The sequence below is a fragment of the Thioalkalivibrio sp. ALE20 genome, assembly GCF_000381405.1.
In the GTDB taxonomy this organism is placed as follows: domain Bacteria; phylum Pseudomonadota; class Gammaproteobacteria; order Ectothiorhodospirales; family Ectothiorhodospiraceae; genus Thioalkalivibrio.
Genome location: NZ_KB906471.1, coordinates 162,442 through 180,108, shown reverse-complemented (window position 1 = coordinate 180,108; position 17,667 = coordinate 162,442). Strand labels below are relative to the sequence as shown.

The window sequence follows — 17,667 nt, the reverse complement described above, 5'->3', positions numbered from 1 at the left end:
CAAATCTCGTTCAGGACCCCTTAAGCAGGTAATCCTGCAGGGCAGTGGCCTGTTCTCCGGCCGGTTCCTCGACGCGGATCTGCCAGACCGCGGCCGGGTGGTCCGGGCTCCAGTCGCTGAAGACCACCAGTCCGGCGTAAGGGCCGGAACCGGTGATGCGGCCGTGGACCAGGCGTCCCCCGGAGTCGGCATCCAGCCGCACGGAGAACTCCGGGGCGGGCGCGGGAAGCGTCCAGGAACCGTCGCGGCCGTGTTCGCGAAAGCCCTCGCTGGAGGGCACCGCCGCATCGCCGAAATGGCGCTGCAGCAGCGGCACCGCCAGGCGGTGCGGCAGGCCCAGCACGGTTTCCACGCCGGCGCGCCCCCGGTCCACCGCGCGCGCGGCGGTGTCCAGCGGATTCCTGCGACGGAACGGATTGCGCAGCCAGCGGGTCATCACGCCGGTATGATCAGGCAGCCCGGCCGGCGCTGCAAATGGGCACAGGTTTCGCCCGAGCCACCCCCTGGCATCAAGCCGGCAGGGTCGCTACGGTGAGGTGGCTACAGGCCACACCAACGTGCCAGGAGGTCCTTATGGGTTTTGCGCTGTCCGACATGCAGCTCACCAGCCCGGAGTTCGAGTCGCGCGGGAAGATCCCGGCGCGCTACACCGGCGAGGGCGAGGATGTCTCCCCGCCGCTGGCGTGGCGCGGCGCGCCCGAGGGCACCCGCGGGTTCGCGATCCTCTGTCACGATCCCGATGCCCCGCTGGTCAAGCCCGGGTCCTACGGCTTCGTGCACTGGGTGCTGTACAACCTGCCGCCCGATGTCTCCGAGCTGGAAGCCGGCACCTCGCTGGGGACCAACGGGCACACGGACTTTGACCGCAACGGCTACGGCGGGCCGATGCCCCCGGGCGGTCATGGGGTGCATCACTATTTCTTCTGGGTCATGGCCCTGGATGCCGATCTGCAGGCCCCGCCCGGGCTGACCATGGAGCAATTCCTGGAACGCGCCGAACCGCACGTGATCGGCATGAACCGGCTGGTGGGCACCTACACCCGCGACTGATTCAGTCGAACTGCGAGTCGCCGCGCAGGGCCGAGGCCAGGGTGCCGGTCATGCGGTCGAAGCGGCGCTCCAGGTCCACCCGCCAGTAGCCTTCCCGCTCGCCCGTCTCGGGCTGCGGGCTGGCGGGGTCGACGCGTACATGGCGTCCGCCAGTGGTGCGCATGTGCTCGATGAACCGCAGGGCGTTGGCGCGCTCGCGGAAGCGGCAGCGATAGTGCTGGCCGACATGGCCGGTCTGCTCGCTGGAGGCGACCGCGTCGTCCATGCCCTCGAGGAAAGCGCGCCCGAGGGCGCGCTCGATCTCCGGGTCGCCGGTGTGTCCGTGCTCGGTCAGGAAGACCGCAAGCCGCATCAGGCGGTGGGTGAAATACTCCGCGGGCAGGTCCAGCAGCTGCCCGCTGCAGACACGGATGTCGTTGATGCAGGAACGGCCGGTCACGTACTTGGCGCGCGTGCCGTTGTCCTCGGCCTTGAGCACCAGCCCCTCCACCCCGCGCGCGTCCAGTTCCAGGATCCGATGGCGCAGGGCCTCGAGCTCGTCGGGGTGGAAGACACCGTGCTGCGCCGGCTGCGGCAGACCATGGCGCTCGATCCGGCGCTGCTTGTCGGCATGCGGCAGAAAGCCCGCGTGATCGCGGCGCATCATGTCGAACACGAACAGCTGGATGTCGTGTTCCACCTGAGCACTGGTGCCCTCCATGTACGGGGTGTCGGGGCCGGCGATCTCGGCGCACAGGATCAGCTCCGGGTCCTCCTCGAACACCTGCGGGTCGACGAAATCCGGCACCCGGTCGGTGGCGAACGGGCACACGAATCCGCCGCGCGAGAACGCGTAGATCGCGTCGCCCTCGCGCAGGATGCGCACGTTGAAGCCGTCGATCTTCTCCTCGGCCCGGAACGGGCCGTCGAACTGGCGCGGCAGGCCGGCGGCCAGCGACTGGATGCGGGCGATGGAAGGGTAGCCCGGCAGCACGCGCCCGTCGGGCAGCACCACGCTGCCGCGCGGAAAGCCATCCACACTCTCCAGCAGGCGGTGGGAGGTCAGGTCCGCGAACTGCTGCTCGCGGGCGCGGCCCTGTTCCAGGGCCTGTTCGAGGGTTGCGGCGTCCATGCCTCAGTGTATCGCCCCGGCCGCGGGCGCGTACATTGCGCCGGCACGCCTCAGCCCGGGCCGTTGCCGGCGAGGGCGTGCAGGGCGGTCCCGCGCTCGTGCGCCCGGGCCGCCTGGCCGGCCAGGCGGCGGGCGAGGCTGATGATGCGCAGCTGGCGGTCCATCTCCGCCATCGACAGTGCGCCGAAGGTGCCCTCGCGCAGCAGCGCCGCCTTGAGTTCCTGATAGGCGGCTTCAACGTCCTCCACCGCGCGGGACACCTCCTCCGCAGGCGTCCCGGCCGTCTCCTCGTCGGCCTCCAGGCGGGCCCAGTCCAGGGCGCGGATCACGCGGCCCTGCCAGGCACGGCGCCGCGCGGTCATCTCCGCAGTGGTGTCATCGCTGGCGCTGCGGCGCAGTTCGGCGATCTCGGCGGCGCGCGCGGCGATGTCCTGATGGTAGCGGGCGACCCGCACCGCCTCGGCGATCCCTTCGGCCGTGGCGTCCGCCATCGACACCCGCCCGGCGCGGTTGGCGAACTCGCCGATGGCCTCCACCAGTCGTTCGACGACATCGAGCCGCTGACGCAGGCCCCATTCGGACGGCGGGGTCTCGGCGAGGGCGTCGCGCGCCATGCGGTAGGCCAGTTCGCCGGCGCGGTCGACCTCCATGGTGAGTGACTGCAGGGCCAGCTCCGGGACCCGGGCGCTGCTGTCGTCGAGGTGGCGGGGACGTGCCTCGTCCAGATCCGCGCCGCCGAAGTGCCGCTGCAGCCGCCGGATCATCGGTCGGGCCAGCGGGATCATCAGGATCACGCCGAGCACGTTGAATGCGGTGTGGAACAGGGCCAGCAGCATGGCCGGGGCGGGGGCGGCCTCCGGTCCGCCCCAGATCCATTCGATGGCGGCAAGGAACCACGGCAGCATCAGCAGGGCCACGATCGCGGTCAGGCCGTTGAACAGTACGTGTGCGGCGGCCACGCGCTTGGCATTGGCGGTGGCCCCGATCACGACGAGCACCGCCTTGATGGTGGTCCCCAGGTTGGAGCCGATGACCGCGGCGGCGGCCGCCTCCAGCGGGATCGCGCCGCTCATGGCGGCGGTCAGGGCCATGGCCATGGCCGCCGACGAGCTCTGCATGGCCAGCGTCAGCAGCATGCCGATGGCGACCATGATCACCAGCCCGAGGAAGCCGGGACGCGCCAGTGCCCCCAGGTCCACGGTGTCGCCGAGATCCACGAAAGTGACCCGCAGCACGTCGATGCCGAGGAACAGCAGGCCGAACCCCGCCAGCGCGAGCCCCAGGTAGGGCAGGCGCGCGCCGCGGGTGATGATGTACATCAGTGCGCCGGCCCCGATCGCCGGCAGGGCAAAGGCCTCGATGCGGATCTCCAGCCCGAGGATGGAGACCAGCCAGCCGGTCACGGTGGTGCCCACATTGGAGCCGAAGATGACCCAGACCGACTGGCCCAGGGTCAGCAGGCCCGCGTTGGCGAAGCCGATGATCGCCAGGGTGACGGCGCTGGAGGACTGCACCAGCGCGGTCACGCCCACGCCGGTGGCCAGCGCCCGGCTGCGGCTGCGGGTCCAGCTGCCGAGGATCCGGCGCAGGGCCTTGCCCCCGGCGGTGCGCAGACCGTCGGTGAGGAGGTGCATGCCCAGCAGGAACAGGCCCAGACCGCCGAGGAAACCGGCGATCAGCGCCAGGGCGCCGGTGTCGGGGGCTCCGGTCATGGTTGTACCCCGATGCCCGATCCCGAGCCCTTTTCCGGGCCCGGGATCGGGTGGCGGCTACAGCTCGATGGTGTCGCCATAGTCCGGGATGCGGGCGTCCAGGTCGCGTTCGCGCATCACCTGCGCCAGGGCCTCGCGCGCGGCCGGTTCGCCGTGCACCAGATGGAAGACCGGTCGGTCGCGGAAGCCGGCGGCCCAGTCGAGGAGCCGGGACTGGCCGGCGTGCGCGGAGAGCCCGCCCAGGGTATGCACATGGCCCTTCACCGCGATGTCGTCGCCGTGGATCTTGACCGAGCGGGCGCCGTCCACCAGCTGGCGGCCGAGGGTCCCGGCGGCCTGGAAACCGGCGATCACGAGATGCGTGCTGCGTCGTTCGAGGTTGTATTTGAGGTGGTGGCGGATACGGCCGCCGTTGCACATCCCGGCGCCGGCGATGATGATCGCGCCGCCGGAGATGCGGTTGATGGCCATGGATTCTTCCACCGTGCGGGTGAACTCCAGCGGCGGGAGGTATTCCCGCGGATTCCCGTTGGCCGCCTGATGCAGCCGCTCCAGGTCTTCCGAGTTCAGGGACTGGCGGCAGCGCGCGTAGAGCTCGGTGACGCGGATCCCCATCGGGCTGTCGAGAAAGATCTTCTGCTGCGGCACCCGTCCGGCGTGGTGCAGCATGCCCAGGTGGTAGAGGATTTCCTGCGTGCGGCCCACGGCGAAGGCGGGGATCAGCACGTTGCCGCCATCGTCCCAGGCCTCCTGCAGGATCTGCGCGAACTCGTCGATGGTTTCTTCCAGCGGGCGGTGGTCACGGTCGCCGTAGGTGCTTTCCAGCAGTACGTGGTCGGCCTGCTCCGGGCGTGCGGGCTCGTTCATCAGCACCGACTCGGGGTTGCCGAGGTCGCCGGAGAAGAGCAGCCGCCGCTCGCGGCCGCCGGACGGCACCACCAGTTCGACGATGGCGGCACCCAGGATGTGCCCGGCGTCGTGGAAGGTCAGACGCGAGCCGTCGTCCAGATGCCGGGGCTGGCCGTAGGAGACCGGCTCGCACAGTTCGAGCGTGGTCTCCACGTCCTGTTCGTCGTACAGCGGCTCCAGCAGCTCGCGGTCGTTGCGCGCGCGCCACTTGTTCTCCCATTCGATGTCCTTCGCCATCACGAAGGCCGAGTCGCGCAGCATGATGTCCAGCAGTTCCAGCGTCCCCGGCGTGCAGAAGATCGGGCCGCGGTAGCCGTCGCGCACCAGTTTCGGCAGCAGGCCCGAGTGGTCCAGATGGCCGTGCGAGAGGATCACGGCGTCGGTGTTCGCCGCCACCTCGGCCAGCGAGGCGCGGTTGTGCTCGTCGGCGTCGCTGCCGCCCTGCTGCATGCCGCATTCGAGCAGGTAACGGGCGTGGTCGGTGTCGATGCGATAGCGCGAACCGGTGACCTCGCCGGTGGCGCCCTGAAAGGTAAGCTGTGCCATGCCGCGCAGTGTACCGGCTTTGGCGGGGCGGTCGCAGGGGGTCAGCGGTCGCCGTCTTCCAGCAGCCGCTCGATCTGCTCCGGTTTGAGCCCGGCCACTCCGCGCAGTGGCAGCACCAGCCCGAGGCCGCGTCCGCGCGCGGCGAGTCCCAGTTCGGTGTCCAGCGTGGTGCGCAGGCGTTCGCCGTGACCGGTCTCCAGGATCGCCAGCAGCAGGGTGCGGGCGCCCTCGTAGTGCAGGCTGAGGATGCGCGGATGGTGGTCGGTGGTGGCGTTGCGTGCATCCATGAGGGTGAGCCCGGCGCCGCCGCCCCGGCGCACGATCTCCACCGCCGCATCGCGATCGGCGTCGGGGAACATCACCGCCAGCAGCGACAGCGGCAGTCCGGCGGCCGGCGGGGGCGGCGCGTGTCCGGGCGCGCACGGGGCCTGCGGGCGGGCATTGGCCATGTCCAGCAGCGCATCGGTGTCGTCGGAGGCCTCCAGGGTAAAGGCCAGGCCGTTATAGGGCTGCAGCAGGTCCAGTTCCAGGTTCAGCCGCCGCGCGATGCGTTCACCGCGTGCCGGATCGGTCTTCCAGATGCACACCGATTCGAGTCCCTGGTAGGTCACGCCGAAAAAACGCATGTGCTCCGGAAAGCCGATGCCGAAGCCCTCGTGCAGCGACGGTTTCGGCGCGCCCTCCTCGGCGGCGATATGCACGGCGCGTTCCTCCAGATCGCCGGCAATCACGGCGACGAGCAGGACGGGTGAAGGCTCGGTCATGGCTCCCTCCGGGTGGCCGCGTACGGGCGGTTCGCCGCATGATAACGCAGGGGAACGAAAGGAGAACGGCATGCTGGATCCGTTTGTACCCGAGTCGGGCATGGTCGAGATCCCGGATGCCGGGGCACTGTCGGCAGGAGGGGCGGCCGATGTCGGCTGGACGCTGGACTGGAGCAGTGGCGAGGCCCGCCATCGCGAATGCCTGTACCTCCCGCGCCTGGATCCCGAACGGGATCTCTGGCCCGCCGGCGATGGTTCCGGCCTGAGCGGAAGTTCGCCGGGCGAGGCCTGCGAATGGCCGGCGGCGTCCCTGGTACCCGCGGCCGATCCCGCAGGGGTCGTGGAGCTGTCGCCGGCGGCCTTCAACCGGCGGTTGCGGCGCCACCGGGTGGTCGAGCCGCGGGCCGGAAGGTTCTATCCGCGGGGGTTCATCGCCGGACATGCCGGGATCGAGAAAGGGGACCGGGCCCTGTTTCGCGTGGGGGCCCTGGAAGAGGACCGCCTGCTGGCGGACCTGAACCACCCCCTCGCGGGGCGCGAGCTGCGTCTGACCGGTCGGCTGCTGGGGGTACATCCCGAAAGCCGCGAGGGGTCCCCGGTCGACGTGACCGGGCGGCTGACCGAACGCGGGCCCGGGATGCAGGCCCGCTGGCGCGGGGTTCCGACGGATTTCTGGAGCGGCGGCGCCTGCGAGCGGGAAGATCCGGCGGACGATGCGGCGTTCTACGCCCGGCCGCGCATGGTCCACCATCTGGATGCCACCGCGCGCGCCGGGGTCGCGGCACTGTACGCCGCGCTGGTACCGCCGGGGGCGCGGGTGCTGGATCTCATGGCGAGCTGGGCATCGCATCTGGACGGGGTTGCCGAGCCGGAGGCGGTCGTCGGTCTGGGCATGAACCGGGAAGAGCTGGCCGCCAACCCGGCGCTGAGCCAGGCCCTGGTGCAGGACCTGAATGCCTGTCCCCGTCTGCCATTCCCGGCGGACAGCCTGGACGTGGTGGTCTGTACCGCTTCGGTCGAATATCTGACCCGGCCCGGCGCGGTCTTTGCCTCGGTGCGGGAGGTGCTCCGCCCGGGTGGCGTGTTCGTGGTGACGTTTTCGGATCGCTGCTTCCCCACCAGGGCGATCGCGGTCTGGGAACGGCTGTTCGACTTCGAGCGCATGGGACTGGTGCTGGACCGGTTCCTGGAGGCGGGTTTCGTCGACCTGACCACGTTCAGCCTGCGCGGCCTGCCGCGGCCGGCGGATGACCCTTACGCAGGCCGCCTGGACCATGCGGATCCGGTTTTTGCGGTATGGGGTACAAGTCCCCACGGCGGGGCTCTTAACCGGTAAACTGCATCCTGATTCGAGATACCCGCGCATGCGGGCCGGAACCGACGGGGAATGCATGGCCGCAAGCAAGGCCAAATCGGGAAGCAAGAGCCAGAATTCGGGCCAGAAACAGGGTCAGAAACCGGGCCCGAAGCAGGCGCGGGCTCGGGATACGAAGACGCCGGAGCCTCCCGCACCGCCGACGCTCAGCGGTCAACTGCTGCGCGGGCTCCGCGAGGGCGCGCTGCTGATCTTCGGCATGCTGGCGCTGTACCTGCTGGTGGCCCTGGTGACCTATCACCCGGGTGACGCCGCCTGGTCCACTACCGGGGACGGTGACGGGACGCGCAATCTCGGCGGAACCACCGGGGCGTGGTTCGCCGACATCGCCTTTCACCTGCTGGGCCATCTGGCCTTCCTGATCCCGCTGGCGGTCGCCGGCATCGGCTGGTGGCTGTTCCGGCACCGGCGGGATGCGCGCATGGCCAGTGCCCTGGAGATCGGCGTGCGCGGCGCGGCCCTGATGGTGGCGCTGATCGCCGGTTCGGCGCTGGCGGCCCTGCACCTGTTGCCGGGCGGGATGCCGGTGCACGCCGGGGGGATCCTGGGCGATCTGTTCGGCGGCTGGGCGGTCGCCGGGCTGGGCCTGGTCGGCGGCACGCTGGTGCTGCTGGCGCTGTTCCTTGCCGGGGTCACGCTGTTCACCGGGCTGTCGTGGTTTGCGCTGATGGATGGCCTGGGGCGTGCGCTGGTGCGCGGCTGGGAGGCCGCAAGGGCGCGGCTGGAGCTGGCGCGCGACCGCCGCATCGGCCGCCAGCAGCGGGCCGGGCGCGAAGAACGCGTGGACAAGGAGCGCAAACGCACCGCCGACCGTCCGCCGAAACGGGTGGAGCCGAAGGTCGAGACCCCGCCGCCCAGCCCGCGAGTGGAGAAGGAAAAGCAAGTCCCGCTGTTTACCGCCGGCGAGGGCGCCGATCCGATCCCGCCACTGGGCCTGCTGGACGAACCCCCGGCGGCCTCCGAGGGGCATTCGGAAGAGGCCCTGCAGGCGTTGTCGCGCCAGGTGGAGCTCAAGCTGAAGGACTTCGGCGTGGAGGTCGAGGTGGTCGCGGTGCAGCCGGGGCCGGTGATCACCCGCTTCGAGCTGCAGCCGGCCCCCGGGGTCAAGGCCTCGCGCATCTCCGGCCTGTCCACCGACCTGGCGCGTTCGCTGTCGGTAATCGCGGTGCGCATCGTCGAGGTGATCCCCGGACGCTCCACGGTGGGTCTGGAGATCCCCAACGACAACCGCGAGATCGTCGCGCTCAGCGAGATCCTGCGTTCGGAGAAGTTCGACTCCGGCAAGTCGCCGCTGACCATGGCCCTGGGCAAGGACATCGGCGGCGCGCCGGTGATGGCCGATCTGGCGAAGATGCCGCATCTGCTGGTGGCCGGCACCACCGGTTCCGGCAAGTCGGTGGGCGTCAACGCGATGCTGCTGTCGCTGCTGTACAAGGCCACCCCGGAAGAAGTGCGGCTGATCCTGATCGACCCCAAGATGCTGGAGCTGTCGGTCTACGAGGGCATCCCGCATCTGCTGTGCCCGGTGGTCACCGACATGAAGGACGCGTCCAACGCCCTGCGCTGGGCGGTGGGCGAGATGGAACGGCGCTACAAGCTGATGTCGGCGCTGGGGGTACGCAACATCGGCGGTTTCAACAAGAAGGTGCGCGACGCGCGCGCCGCCGGCGAGCCGCTGAAGGATCCGCTGTTCGACCCGGCGCAGTCGGTCACCGCGACCGAGGCGCCGGAGCTGGAGCCGCTGCCGTTCATCGTGATCGTGGTCGACGAGTTCGCCGACATGATGATGGTGGTGGGCAAGAAGGTGGAGGAGCTGATCGCGCGCCTGGCGCAGAAGGCACGCGCGGCCGGGCTGCACCTGATCCTCGCCACCCAGCGCCCGTCGGTGGACGTGATCACCGGCCTGATCAAGGCCAACATCCCCAGTCGCATCGCCTTCCAGGTGTCCTCGCGGGTGGATTCCCGCACCATCCTCGACCAGATGGGCGCGGAGCACCTGCTGGGTCATGGCGACATGCTCTATCTGCCGCCGGGCAAGGCGATGCCGGAGCGCGTGCACGGCGCGTTCGTGGGCGACAACGAGGTGCACCAGGTGGTGGAGTACCTCAAGTCCACCGGCGAACCCGACTACAACGAGGCGATCCTCGACGAGCCGGAGGCCGGCGCGGCGGCGATTCCCGGGCTGGAATCGGGTGACGGGAACGAATCGGAGTCGGATCCGCTCTATGATCAGGCGGTGCAGATCGTCACCGAGTCGCGCAAGGCCTCCATTTCCTACGTACAGCGACGGCTGAAGATCGGCTACAACCGCGCCGCGCGGATCGTGGAGGACATGGAGACCGCCGGACTGGTCAGCCCGGTGCAGTCCAACGGCAATCGCGAGGTGCTGGTGCCCGATCGCTCGAACGAGTGAGGTGCACGGCCTCGTTCACTGCGGATTAAGCTGTCGCCGCGCAATCTGTTGATCCGAGTTTCCCTGACGGAGATCGCATGAACCCGCGTCCCCCGAGTTTTGCCACTGGCCCGCTGCGCGGGTCTTCCATGCTCGCCGGCTTGCTGGCGGCACTGCTGCTCCTGTTCGCCGCGCCGGCGGCTGCGACCGATGATGCCCGCCTGGCGCTGGAACGTTTCATGGCCGGCCTGGAGACGTTCTCCGCGGAGTTCACCCAGACGGTCAGTGACGAGACCGGCTTCACCCTGCAGGAATCCGAAGGGGTGATGCATCTGGGGCTTCCCGACCGGCTGTACTGGGAGGTGCGCGAGCCGTTCCCGCAGGTGGTGGTGTCCGATGGCCGTGAACTGTGGACGTTCGAACCGGATCTGGCGCAGGCCACGGTGCGCCCGCTGGGCGACGCGCTGGAGGCCACGCCGATCGCCGCCATCAGCCAGCCGGATCGGCTGGAGGCGCACTTTCGCACGATGATCCTGCCGGTGCCGGATGGCGAGGCCCTGCGGCTGCTGCTGCTGCCGCGCGACGAGCATGCGGATTTCGTGCGCATGATGCTGGATCTGACCCCGGACGGCGACCTGGTGCGCATGCAGTTCGAGGACCTGTTCGGGCAGGTCACCGACGTGCGGTTCAGCGCCAGCGAGCGCAACCCGGAGCTGGATCCGGACACCTTCCGCTTCGAGGTGCCCGACGGGGCCGACGTCTACCGGCCCTGACCCGTTCCCGGCGGGGTTACAATTCCGGCATGAGTGACGACCTGTTCGACAACGACCTGTTCGGGGACGATCCCGCCGGCGGCCCGGAGGCCGACCCGCCGGCCCACCCGTCATCGCAGTCCGCAGCCGCGGCAACGACCGTGGATCCCGCTGCCCCGCTGGCCGAGCGCATGCGCCCGGCGCGGCTGGACGAGATGGTGGGGCAGGATCACCTGGTGGGCGCGGATGCCGCGCTGCGCCGCGCGATCGAAAGCGGTCAGACCCCGTCCATGATCCTGTGGGGGCCGCCCGGCTGTGGCAAGACTACGCTGGCGCGGCTGGTGGCCGAGGCCGGCGCCCAGCGGCTGGTGACCCTGTCGGCGGTGCTGGCCGGAGTGAAGGACGTGCGTGCGGTGGTGGATGCGGCGAAGACCCGGCGGCGCAACGGCGTCGGCACGCTGCTGTTCATCGACGAGATCCACCGCTTCAACAAGGGGCAGCAGGACGCGCTGCTGCCGCATATCGAGGACGGCACGCTCACGTTCGTGGGGGCCACCACCGAGAATCCGTCGTTTGCGCTGAACAGCGCGCTGCTGTCGCGGGCGCGGGTGTATCGCATGGAGGCGGTGGGGGCGGAAGCGGTCGAGTCCCTGATCGAGCGCGCCCTGGAGGATCCGGAGCGGGGCCTGGGCGGCCGCGGCCTGACACTGGATGCGGAGGAGCGTCAGCGCCTGGCGCGGGCCGCGGACGGGGATGCCCGGCGTGCCCTGAACTGGCTGGAGACCGCCTCCGACCTGGCCCGCGACGGGGCGATTACCGGAGACGCCCTGCGCGCGGTCATGGGCGCGCAGTCCCTGGCCTTCGACCGCCAGGGCGATGCCTTCTACGATCAGATCTCCGCGCTGCACAAGTCGGTGCGCGGTTCCGACCCCAACGCGGCGGTGTACTGGCTGACCCGCATGCTGGATGCCGGCTGCGATCCGGACTACCTGGGCCGGCGGCTGCTGCGCATGGCCTACGAGGACATCGGCCTGGCCGCAGTCGGGCTGGGCGCGCGGGTGCTCGCGGCCTGGCAGACCCTGGAACGCCTGGGCCGGCCGGAAGGTGACCTGGCGCTGGTGCAGGCGGTGATCGAACTGGCCGCCGCACCCAAGAGCAACAGTGCCTACGTTGCGCTGAACCAGGCGCGCGCGGCGATCCGCGAGACCGGGAGCCCGGGCGTGCCGCTGCATCTGCGCAACGCGCCGACCGAGCTGATGCGCGCGGAAGGCTTCGGGGCCGGGTACCGCTACGATCACGACGAGCCCGATGGCTTCGCCCGCGGGCAGGTCTACCTGCCGGAGGGTCTGGAAGACGAGCGCTTCTACAGCCCGCGCCGGGACGGCACCGAGCGCGCGCTGGCGGAGCGCCTGGACCGTCTGCGCGACGCGGGCGGAAACCCCGGCGGGGAGGGCTGACCGGGTTGCGCATCCGGCATCACAAGCGGTGGCTGACGGTGGCGGCGATCCTGTTCGGTGTGTCGCTGGCGTGGATCCTGCTGACCACCGAGTGGCCGAGCCTTGGCTTCCCGCTGGGCGAGGTGGAGGCCTGGCTGCGGGGCTGGGGTGCGGGTGCCTATCTGGTGTTCGTGCTCGCCTTCATGCTGCTGGCCCTGTTCCCGCTGCCCAGTACCTTCTGGATCCTGCTGGGCGGGGCCCTGTTCGGCCCCTTCACCGGCGCCGCCCTCAGCCTGCTGGCAGCGACCCTGGCGGCGGTCATTGCCTTCCTGCTGGCGCGTACCTGGCTGCAGCCCTGGCTGGCCCCGCGCATGGGCCCGCGCAGCTCGCGGCTGCGCGCCGATGTGGAGGCCGAGGGCTGGCGGGTCGTGGCCCTGACCCGCCTGGTGCCGGTGTTTCCGTTCGCCCCAACCAATTACGCCCTGGGGCTGGTCCGGCTGCCGCTGCCGGTCTTCGCGCTGACCACCATGGTCGCCCTGATCCCCAGCCTGTTCGCCTATGCCTGGCTGGGGCACGCCACCCGGGAGATCGCCAGTGGCGCCGACAGCGGGGTACAGCTGGGTCTGGCCCTGCTCGCGGTGCTGGCGCTGTTGCTGTTGCTGCCGCGCCTGGTGCGCCGCATCTGGCTGGGCCAGAAGACACTGCACACCGAGGCGCCAATGACTTCAGTGTCTCCCTCAGACCCAGGCGAGCAGGACCCCGATGCCCAGGGCGAGGAACAGCAGGGCGGCGAGCGCGCGTAACAGCCGCAGGGGCAGGTGGCAGGCGAAGCGCTGGCCCAGCCACACCACCGGGGCATTCGCGAGCACCATGCCGATGGTCGAGCCGATCACGACCAGGATCAGGCTGTCGAAGGTCGCGGCCAGCGCGCCGGTGGCGACCTGGGTCTTGTCGCCCATCTCGACCAGGAAGAACAGCACCGTGGTGGTCCAGAACACGCCGTGTTTCGACGCGGCCGGCAGCTCGTCCTCGCCATCCGGGACCAGTACCCAGGCGGCCATCACGATGAACCCGATCCCCAGACCCCAGCGCAGCCAGTCCTCCGGGATGCTGGCGCCGATCCACACGCCCGCCAGCGCGGCCAGGAAGTGATTGGCCAGCGTGGCCACCACGATGCCCCAGATGATGGGCCAGGTCTGCTGGTAGCGGCAGATCAGGAGCAGGGCGAGGAGCTGGGTCTTGTCGCCCATCTCGGCGATGGCGACGATGACGGTAGAGACGAGCAGGGCTTCCATGACGGTCTTCCGGGCCGGGTGGGTGGGCAAGACACGTGACATCGCACCACCCACCCGGCCACGGATCGGGGCGCCATGCCACAGGTCTCGCGGGGCCCGGTGCCGCATCGGCGGCGGGGCTGTCTGCACCACGGTCCTCCGGGCGGAGGATCGAATCTGTTGATGCAGACCCCGGTGAGGCAAGGCCACCCGGGTCGCTACTCCCCTGAAGCTGGCAGGACTCTAGTCATCCCGGTCCGCGCGGGCAAGGACGATCGCGGCTCCGGGCTGCGCCGCCGCCGGGGCTTGGGTAGCATGCGCGCGATGAAACGCTTCCTTTACTGGGTCGATCGGGCCCCCCTTTGGCTGTTCGCACTGCTGGTTGCGACCGTCGGCCTGGCCCCCTGGATCCCCGAGCCGCATGTCGCGGAGAAACTGCGCTGGCTGTTTGCCGGGGAACTTACCCGGCCACTCGATGTGCTCGACCTGGTCGTCCATGCCGTGCCCTGGCTGTTGATGGCGTTCAAGCTCTATCGCAACAGTCTCACCACGAAGGGCGCCCCCTGAGCCGATTGTTTCTCCCTGGCTTGTGGGAAATCGACGCGCCGCTTGCCGGCCGCTACCGATTTCGCACCTTTTCAACCCCGGGAGACTCCCATGCGCTTTATTGTTGCCGTCACCGCCGGTACCGACGACCCGACCCGCGCCACGCTTGGCATGATTGCCGCCAATGTGGCCAAGCAGCAGGGCCACGACGTGACCGTCTGGCTGCAGGGCGAGGCCGTGAACATCGCCAACCGCAACGTGTACGACAAGATCGTCGGCCATAACATGCCGGCAATGAAGGACATCGTGGATTCGCTGGTGAGTGAAGGCGTTCCGTTCTGGGCCTGCGAGGCCTGCGCCAAGGGTCGCGACGTCGGCGAGCACAACTTCCTGCCGAACGCCGAGATGGCCGGCATGGGCCACTACGTCCAGGCCGTCGCCGAGTTCGACCGCTCCATGAGCTTCTGATCGGCCGTGCCGTTCCGCGGGCGGGGCGTGATGCCCCGCCCGTTTTTGTTTGTACCCCCGCTGTCAGTCGGTCGAACTGGCACATCGCATGCTTGTTTGTTCCGGGAGTGATTCACGGACGACGAGCATGACCCAGAACACATCCCCGAATTTTTCCCTCGAAGAGTCCATTGGCGATTTCCTGGTCGCCTCGCGCAAGTGCGAGGTGGTGAGCCTGGAGCGCCTGCTGGAGGCGGTGCAGCTGGTCGGGCGCATCCGCGCGCTGGTGCATGCCCTGCAGCGCGAGCGCGGGGCCTCCAGCCTCTGGATCGGGTCCGGCGGCCAGCGCTATACCCGCGAACTGGAGCAGTACCGGGCCGAATCGGACGCCGCCGCGGCCGCGTTCCGCGAGCACCTGGATGGCTGGCTGGCCCCGGACGCCTGCGCCCATGGCCGCAGTCGGCTGCTGGGGCGCATGGCGCTGGCGCTGCATGGCCTGTCCGGCCTGGGCAGCCTGCGCGAGGAGGTCCTGGAGCTGACCCTGAGCCCGATGGACTCGACCCGCGGCTTCAGCGAGCTGATTCGCGCCCTGATGGCCCTGGTGTTCGAGGCTGCGGATTCGGCGACCGATCCCGAGGTCTCGCGGGCCCTGGTGGCCCTGCTGAACTTCATGCAGGGCAAGGAACTGGCAGGGCAGGAGCGCGCGATCGGGGCCGCCGGGTTTGGCGCCGCGAACTTCGAGCCCGAACTGCGCCAGGCGCTGGTCCATCGGATCGATGCCCAGGAACGGGCGTTCCGCATCTTCTCCGAGTTCGCGGCACCGGCGGCCTGTGCCGCCTGGCGCGAGCTGCAGACGGCGGCCTTCGCCGCCGACATCGAGCGTCTGCGCCGCCGGGCCTGTACCGAGGCCTCAGGGCACCACGACCCCGCCCGGGCCGAGGAATGGTTTGCCTGTACCACCGCGCGCATCGACGCGATGAAGGAGATCGAGGATCTGCTGGAGATGCACCTGAACGAGTGCTGCTCGGCACGCATCACGGCGGATCGCGCGGACCTCGGCGCGGTGCGTGACCGGGTCGCGCAACTCGCCGAGTCGGAACTGCGCGACAGCGTCCCGTATGCGGTGTTCTTCGGCGCGCCGGAGGGCCTGGAGCCCGCGCAGGAGGAGGGCGATGCCGCACTCAACGTACCGATCGTCGGACACTCGGTGATGGACTTGGTGCAGCGCCAGGCGGCCCGGCTGCAGTCGGTGGAGGATGAACTGCATGCGGCACGCCAGGCCCTGGCCGAGCGCAAGACCATCGAGCGTGCCAAGGCGCTGCTGATCCAGCACCGCGGCCTCAGCGAGGACCAGGCCTACAAGCTCCTGCGCCAGACGGCGATGAACCAGAACCGGCGCCTGGCCGAGGTCGCCGAGGCGACCGTCGCGATGTCCGACCTGCTGGGCAAGGGCGGCCTGTAGCTAACTCCCCGGGAAACGGATGCCGGCCCTGTGGGAGCGGGCTTGCCCGCGAAGCACCTGCCAGTGTCCGCGACTGGCAGGGGCTTCGCCGCCAAGGCGGCTCCTACAGGTAGTGCACCAGCGCGGTTCATCTGCACCGCCGGTGTGCCCCAGGGTGGTGCCGCTTGCGAGTGATATTCCCCTGCGAAGATTCGATTGAGTACCGGGAACCGTCCGATTTTTCCGCGTCAGGATAGGCTTTGCGCCCTATCGGTCGATCAGCAACGGCTAATTGGCACACCTCCTGCAGGAATACCGGCAAGACGAGCCAACGGCGGTTCGTCGCCTGACAACAGGGAGACCCGACGACCGGGCCTCCCACGGGACTGGACAAAGGCGTCCATCACCCGGCTGCAAACGCGGCCGGGCTGATAGGACGCCTTTTTTCGTTTTTGGGATGTGTTTGCTGACAAGGGGAGTGAACCCGCAATGACCGATCACACGAATGACACGAAAAAGACCTCCGGCCTGTCGCGCCGGCGTTTCCTTCAGGCCGGCGGCGTTCTGGCAGGGGGCGCCGCCTTGGGGATGCATCCGGATTTTTTCCGGTCGGCGGCCTATGCCGGGGGATCCGAAGGGCTGGAAAAGACCAAGCTCGAGTTCGGATTTATCCCCTTGACGGATTGTGCTCCGCTCGTAGTCGCCCAGGAGAAGGGATATTTCGCTCGCCACGGGCTCGACGTCCATGTGGCCAAGGAGGCTTCCTGGGCCAATATTCGCGACAAGGTCTCCGTTGGGAGCCTGGATGGCGGGCACATGCTGGCGGGGATGCCGATCGCCGCGACGCTGGGCGTGGGTGCTACCCAGCGCAACACCATCACGGGGTTCAGCATGGACCTCAACGGCAACGCGATTACCGTTTCCAACGAGCTCTACGACCGGATGGTCGAGGCCGATCCGGAGGCTATGAACGAACGGCCGATTTCCGCGCGCGCCCTGAAGAAGGTCATCGATGCCGACCAGGCAGCGGGCCGTGCCCCGATGACCTTCGCCATGGTTTTCCCCGTATCCACGCATAACTATGAACTGCGCTACTGGATGGCCGCTTCCGGGATCAACCCGGATCGGGATGTCCGCCTGGTTGTGATCCCGCCACCCCAGATGGTGGCCAACCTGCGCGCGGGCAACATGGATGGCTACTGCGTCGGCGAGCCCTGGAACATGCGTGCGGTGGACATGGGTATCGGCAAGACCCTGGTCACCAACTACGAGATATGGAACAACAATCCGGAGAAGGTGTTTGGCGTACTGGAGAGCTGGGCGGAAGAACACCCGAATACGCACCAGGCAGCGTTGCGGGCCTTGATCGAGGCCAACGAGTGGATGGACAAGCCCGAGAATCGCGAAGAAGTGGTGCGCATCATTTCGGGCCGCCGTTTTGTCAACGCCCCTGAACACGTAGTGGCCATGTCGATGACGGGGACGCTCCAGTTCAATCCGGACGGAGACCCCGAACCCTTCCCGGACTTCAATGTGTTCCACCGTTACGCGGCCAGCTTTCCGTGGCGCTCGCATGCGGCCTGGTTTGTCACGCAGATGGTTCGTTGGGGGCAGCTGGAAGAGCCTGTGGATATGCGTGCGGTGGCCGAAAAGGTCTATCGCCCCGAACTGTATCGGCAAGCGGCTGCAGAAGTGGGCGTCGCCTATCCCGAGATCGACTGGAAGACGGAAGGCACACGCAATGAACACTGGACCCTGGAGGCGGCCTCCTCGCCGATCGAGATGGGCCCTGACCGGTTCATTGATAACCGCGCCTATGACCCGGATGACCTTGTCGGCTATGTCGACGGTTTCGATGTACACAGTCGCAAGGTCGCCCTCGATGACCTCGCCGACGTCAACGGCTGAGGGA

16 protein-coding genes are annotated in these 17,667 nt (G+C 69.0%); 10 read left to right on the top strand and 6 right to left on the bottom strand.

The genetic code is table 11. The features are described from left to right. Nucleotides 1–10: 10 nt before the first annotated feature. The gene (locus F790_RS0100870) at nt 11–436 is read right to left on the bottom strand and encodes a hypothetical protein (RefSeq protein WP_019590598.1); all 426 of its coding nucleotides are present in this window, start codon (nt 434–436) and stop codon (nt 11–13) included. A 137-nt stretch (nt 437–573) separates the two neighbouring features. Between F790_RS0100870 and F790_RS0100865 the strand changes: the two genes are divergently transcribed. Next, complete coding sequence (locus F790_RS0100865; protein WP_019590597.1) at nt 574–1,050, top strand: YbhB/YbcL family Raf kinase inhibitor-like protein; 477 nt, start codon at nt 574–576, stop codon at nt 1,048–1,050. A 1-nt stretch (nt 1,051) separates the two neighbouring features. Here the strand turns inward: F790_RS0100865 and F790_RS0100860 are convergent, their stop codons facing one another. Genes F790_RS0100860 through F790_RS0100845 form a run of 4 tightly spaced genes read right to left on the bottom strand, consistent with a single transcriptional unit; the run spans nt 1,052 to nt 6,092 of the window. Beyond that, entirely contained in the window at nt 1,052–2,161 is a 1,110-nt protein-coding gene (locus tag F790_RS0100860) for an RNA ligase (RefSeq protein ID WP_018871185.1), read from the bottom strand. A gap of 50 nt (nt 2,162–2,211) precedes the next feature. Beyond that, the gene (locus F790_RS0100855) at nt 2,212–3,873 is read right to left on the bottom strand and encodes a Na/Pi cotransporter family protein (RefSeq protein WP_019590596.1); all 1,662 of its coding nucleotides are present in this window, start codon (nt 3,871–3,873) and stop codon (nt 2,212–2,214) included. Between the two features lie 57 nt (nt 3,874–3,930). Beyond that, entirely contained in the window at nt 3,931–5,328 is a 1,398-nt protein-coding gene (locus F790_RS0100850; RefSeq protein ID WP_019590595.1) for an MBL fold metallo-hydrolase RNA specificity domain-containing protein, read from the bottom strand. A 41-nt stretch (nt 5,329–5,369) separates the two neighbouring features. Then, on the bottom strand, nt 5,370–6,092 hold the full coding sequence (locus F790_RS0100845) for a hypothetical protein (protein WP_019590594.1): 723 nt from the start codon (nt 6,090–6,092) through the stop codon (nt 5,370–5,372). Nucleotides 6,093–6,162: 70 nt separating this feature from the next. On the opposite strand from F790_RS0100845, the gene F790_RS0100840 reads away from it, so the two are divergent. The 5 genes from F790_RS0100840 (at nt 6,163) to F790_RS0100820 (ending at nt 12,850) form a co-directional block, all read left to right on the top strand. Beyond that, entirely contained in the window at nt 6,163–7,428 is a 1,266-nt protein-coding gene (locus F790_RS0100840) for a methyltransferase domain-containing protein (protein WP_019590593.1), read from the top strand. Nucleotides 7,429–7,483: 55 nt separating this feature from the next. Further along, complete coding sequence (locus F790_RS0100835) at nt 7,484–9,880, top strand: DNA translocase FtsK (RefSeq protein ID WP_019590592.1); 2,397 nt, start codon at nt 7,484–7,486, stop codon at nt 9,878–9,880. 128 nt (nt 9,881–10,008) lie between these two features. Further along, entirely contained in the window at nt 10,009–10,632 is a 624-nt protein-coding gene (gene lolA / locus F790_RS0100830) for an outer membrane lipoprotein chaperone LolA (protein ID WP_019590591.1), read from the top strand. 29 nt (nt 10,633–10,661) lie between these two features. Beyond that, the gene (locus F790_RS0100825; RefSeq protein WP_019021058.1) at nt 10,662–12,068 is read left to right on the top strand and encodes a replication-associated recombination protein A; all 1,407 of its coding nucleotides are present in this window, start codon (nt 10,662–10,664) and stop codon (nt 12,066–12,068) included. Nucleotides 12,069–12,073: 5 nt separating this feature from the next. Continuing rightward, the gene (locus F790_RS0100820) at nt 12,074–12,850 is read left to right on the top strand and encodes a TVP38/TMEM64 family protein (protein ID WP_019021057.1); all 777 of its coding nucleotides are present in this window, start codon (nt 12,074–12,076) and stop codon (nt 12,848–12,850) included. On the opposite strand, the gene F790_RS0100815 is transcribed toward F790_RS0100820, so the two are convergent. Beyond that, on the bottom strand, nt 12,785–13,342 hold the full coding sequence (locus F790_RS0100815) for a TMEM165/GDT1 family protein (RefSeq protein WP_018876967.1): 558 nt from the start codon (nt 13,340–13,342) through the stop codon (nt 12,785–12,787). The two genes, F790_RS0100820 and F790_RS0100815, sit on opposite strands and share 66 nt — an antisense overlap. Nucleotides 13,343–13,645: 303 nt before the next feature. Between F790_RS0100815 and F790_RS0100810 the strand changes: the two genes are divergently transcribed. The 4 genes from F790_RS0100810 to F790_RS0100795 all read left to right on the top strand — a co-directional run bounded on the left by F790_RS0100810 (nt 13,646) and on the right by F790_RS0100795 (nt 17,663). Next, on the top strand, nt 13,646–13,888 hold the full coding sequence (locus F790_RS0100810) for a hypothetical protein (RefSeq protein WP_019590155.1): 243 nt from the start codon (nt 13,646–13,648) through the stop codon (nt 13,886–13,888). A 90-nt stretch (nt 13,889–13,978) separates the two neighbouring features. Further along, a complete protein-coding gene (locus tag F790_RS0100805) occupies nt 13,979–14,335 on the top strand; it encodes a DsrE family protein (protein ID WP_017941855.1) in 357 nt (118 codons plus the stop codon). A gap of 127 nt (nt 14,336–14,462) precedes the next feature. Next, nucleotides 14,463–15,776 (top strand): nitrate regulatory protein, encoded by a 1,314-nt coding sequence (locus tag F790_RS0100800; RefSeq protein ID WP_018876965.1) that lies wholly within the window; start codon nt 14,463–14,465, stop codon nt 15,774–15,776. A gap of 468 nt (nt 15,777–16,244) precedes the next feature. After that, a complete protein-coding gene (locus tag F790_RS0100795; RefSeq protein ID WP_019021055.1) occupies nt 16,245–17,663 on the top strand; it encodes a CmpA/NrtA family ABC transporter substrate-binding protein in 1,419 nt (472 codons plus the stop codon). The last annotated feature ends 4 nt before the right edge of the window (nt 17,664–17,667 follow it).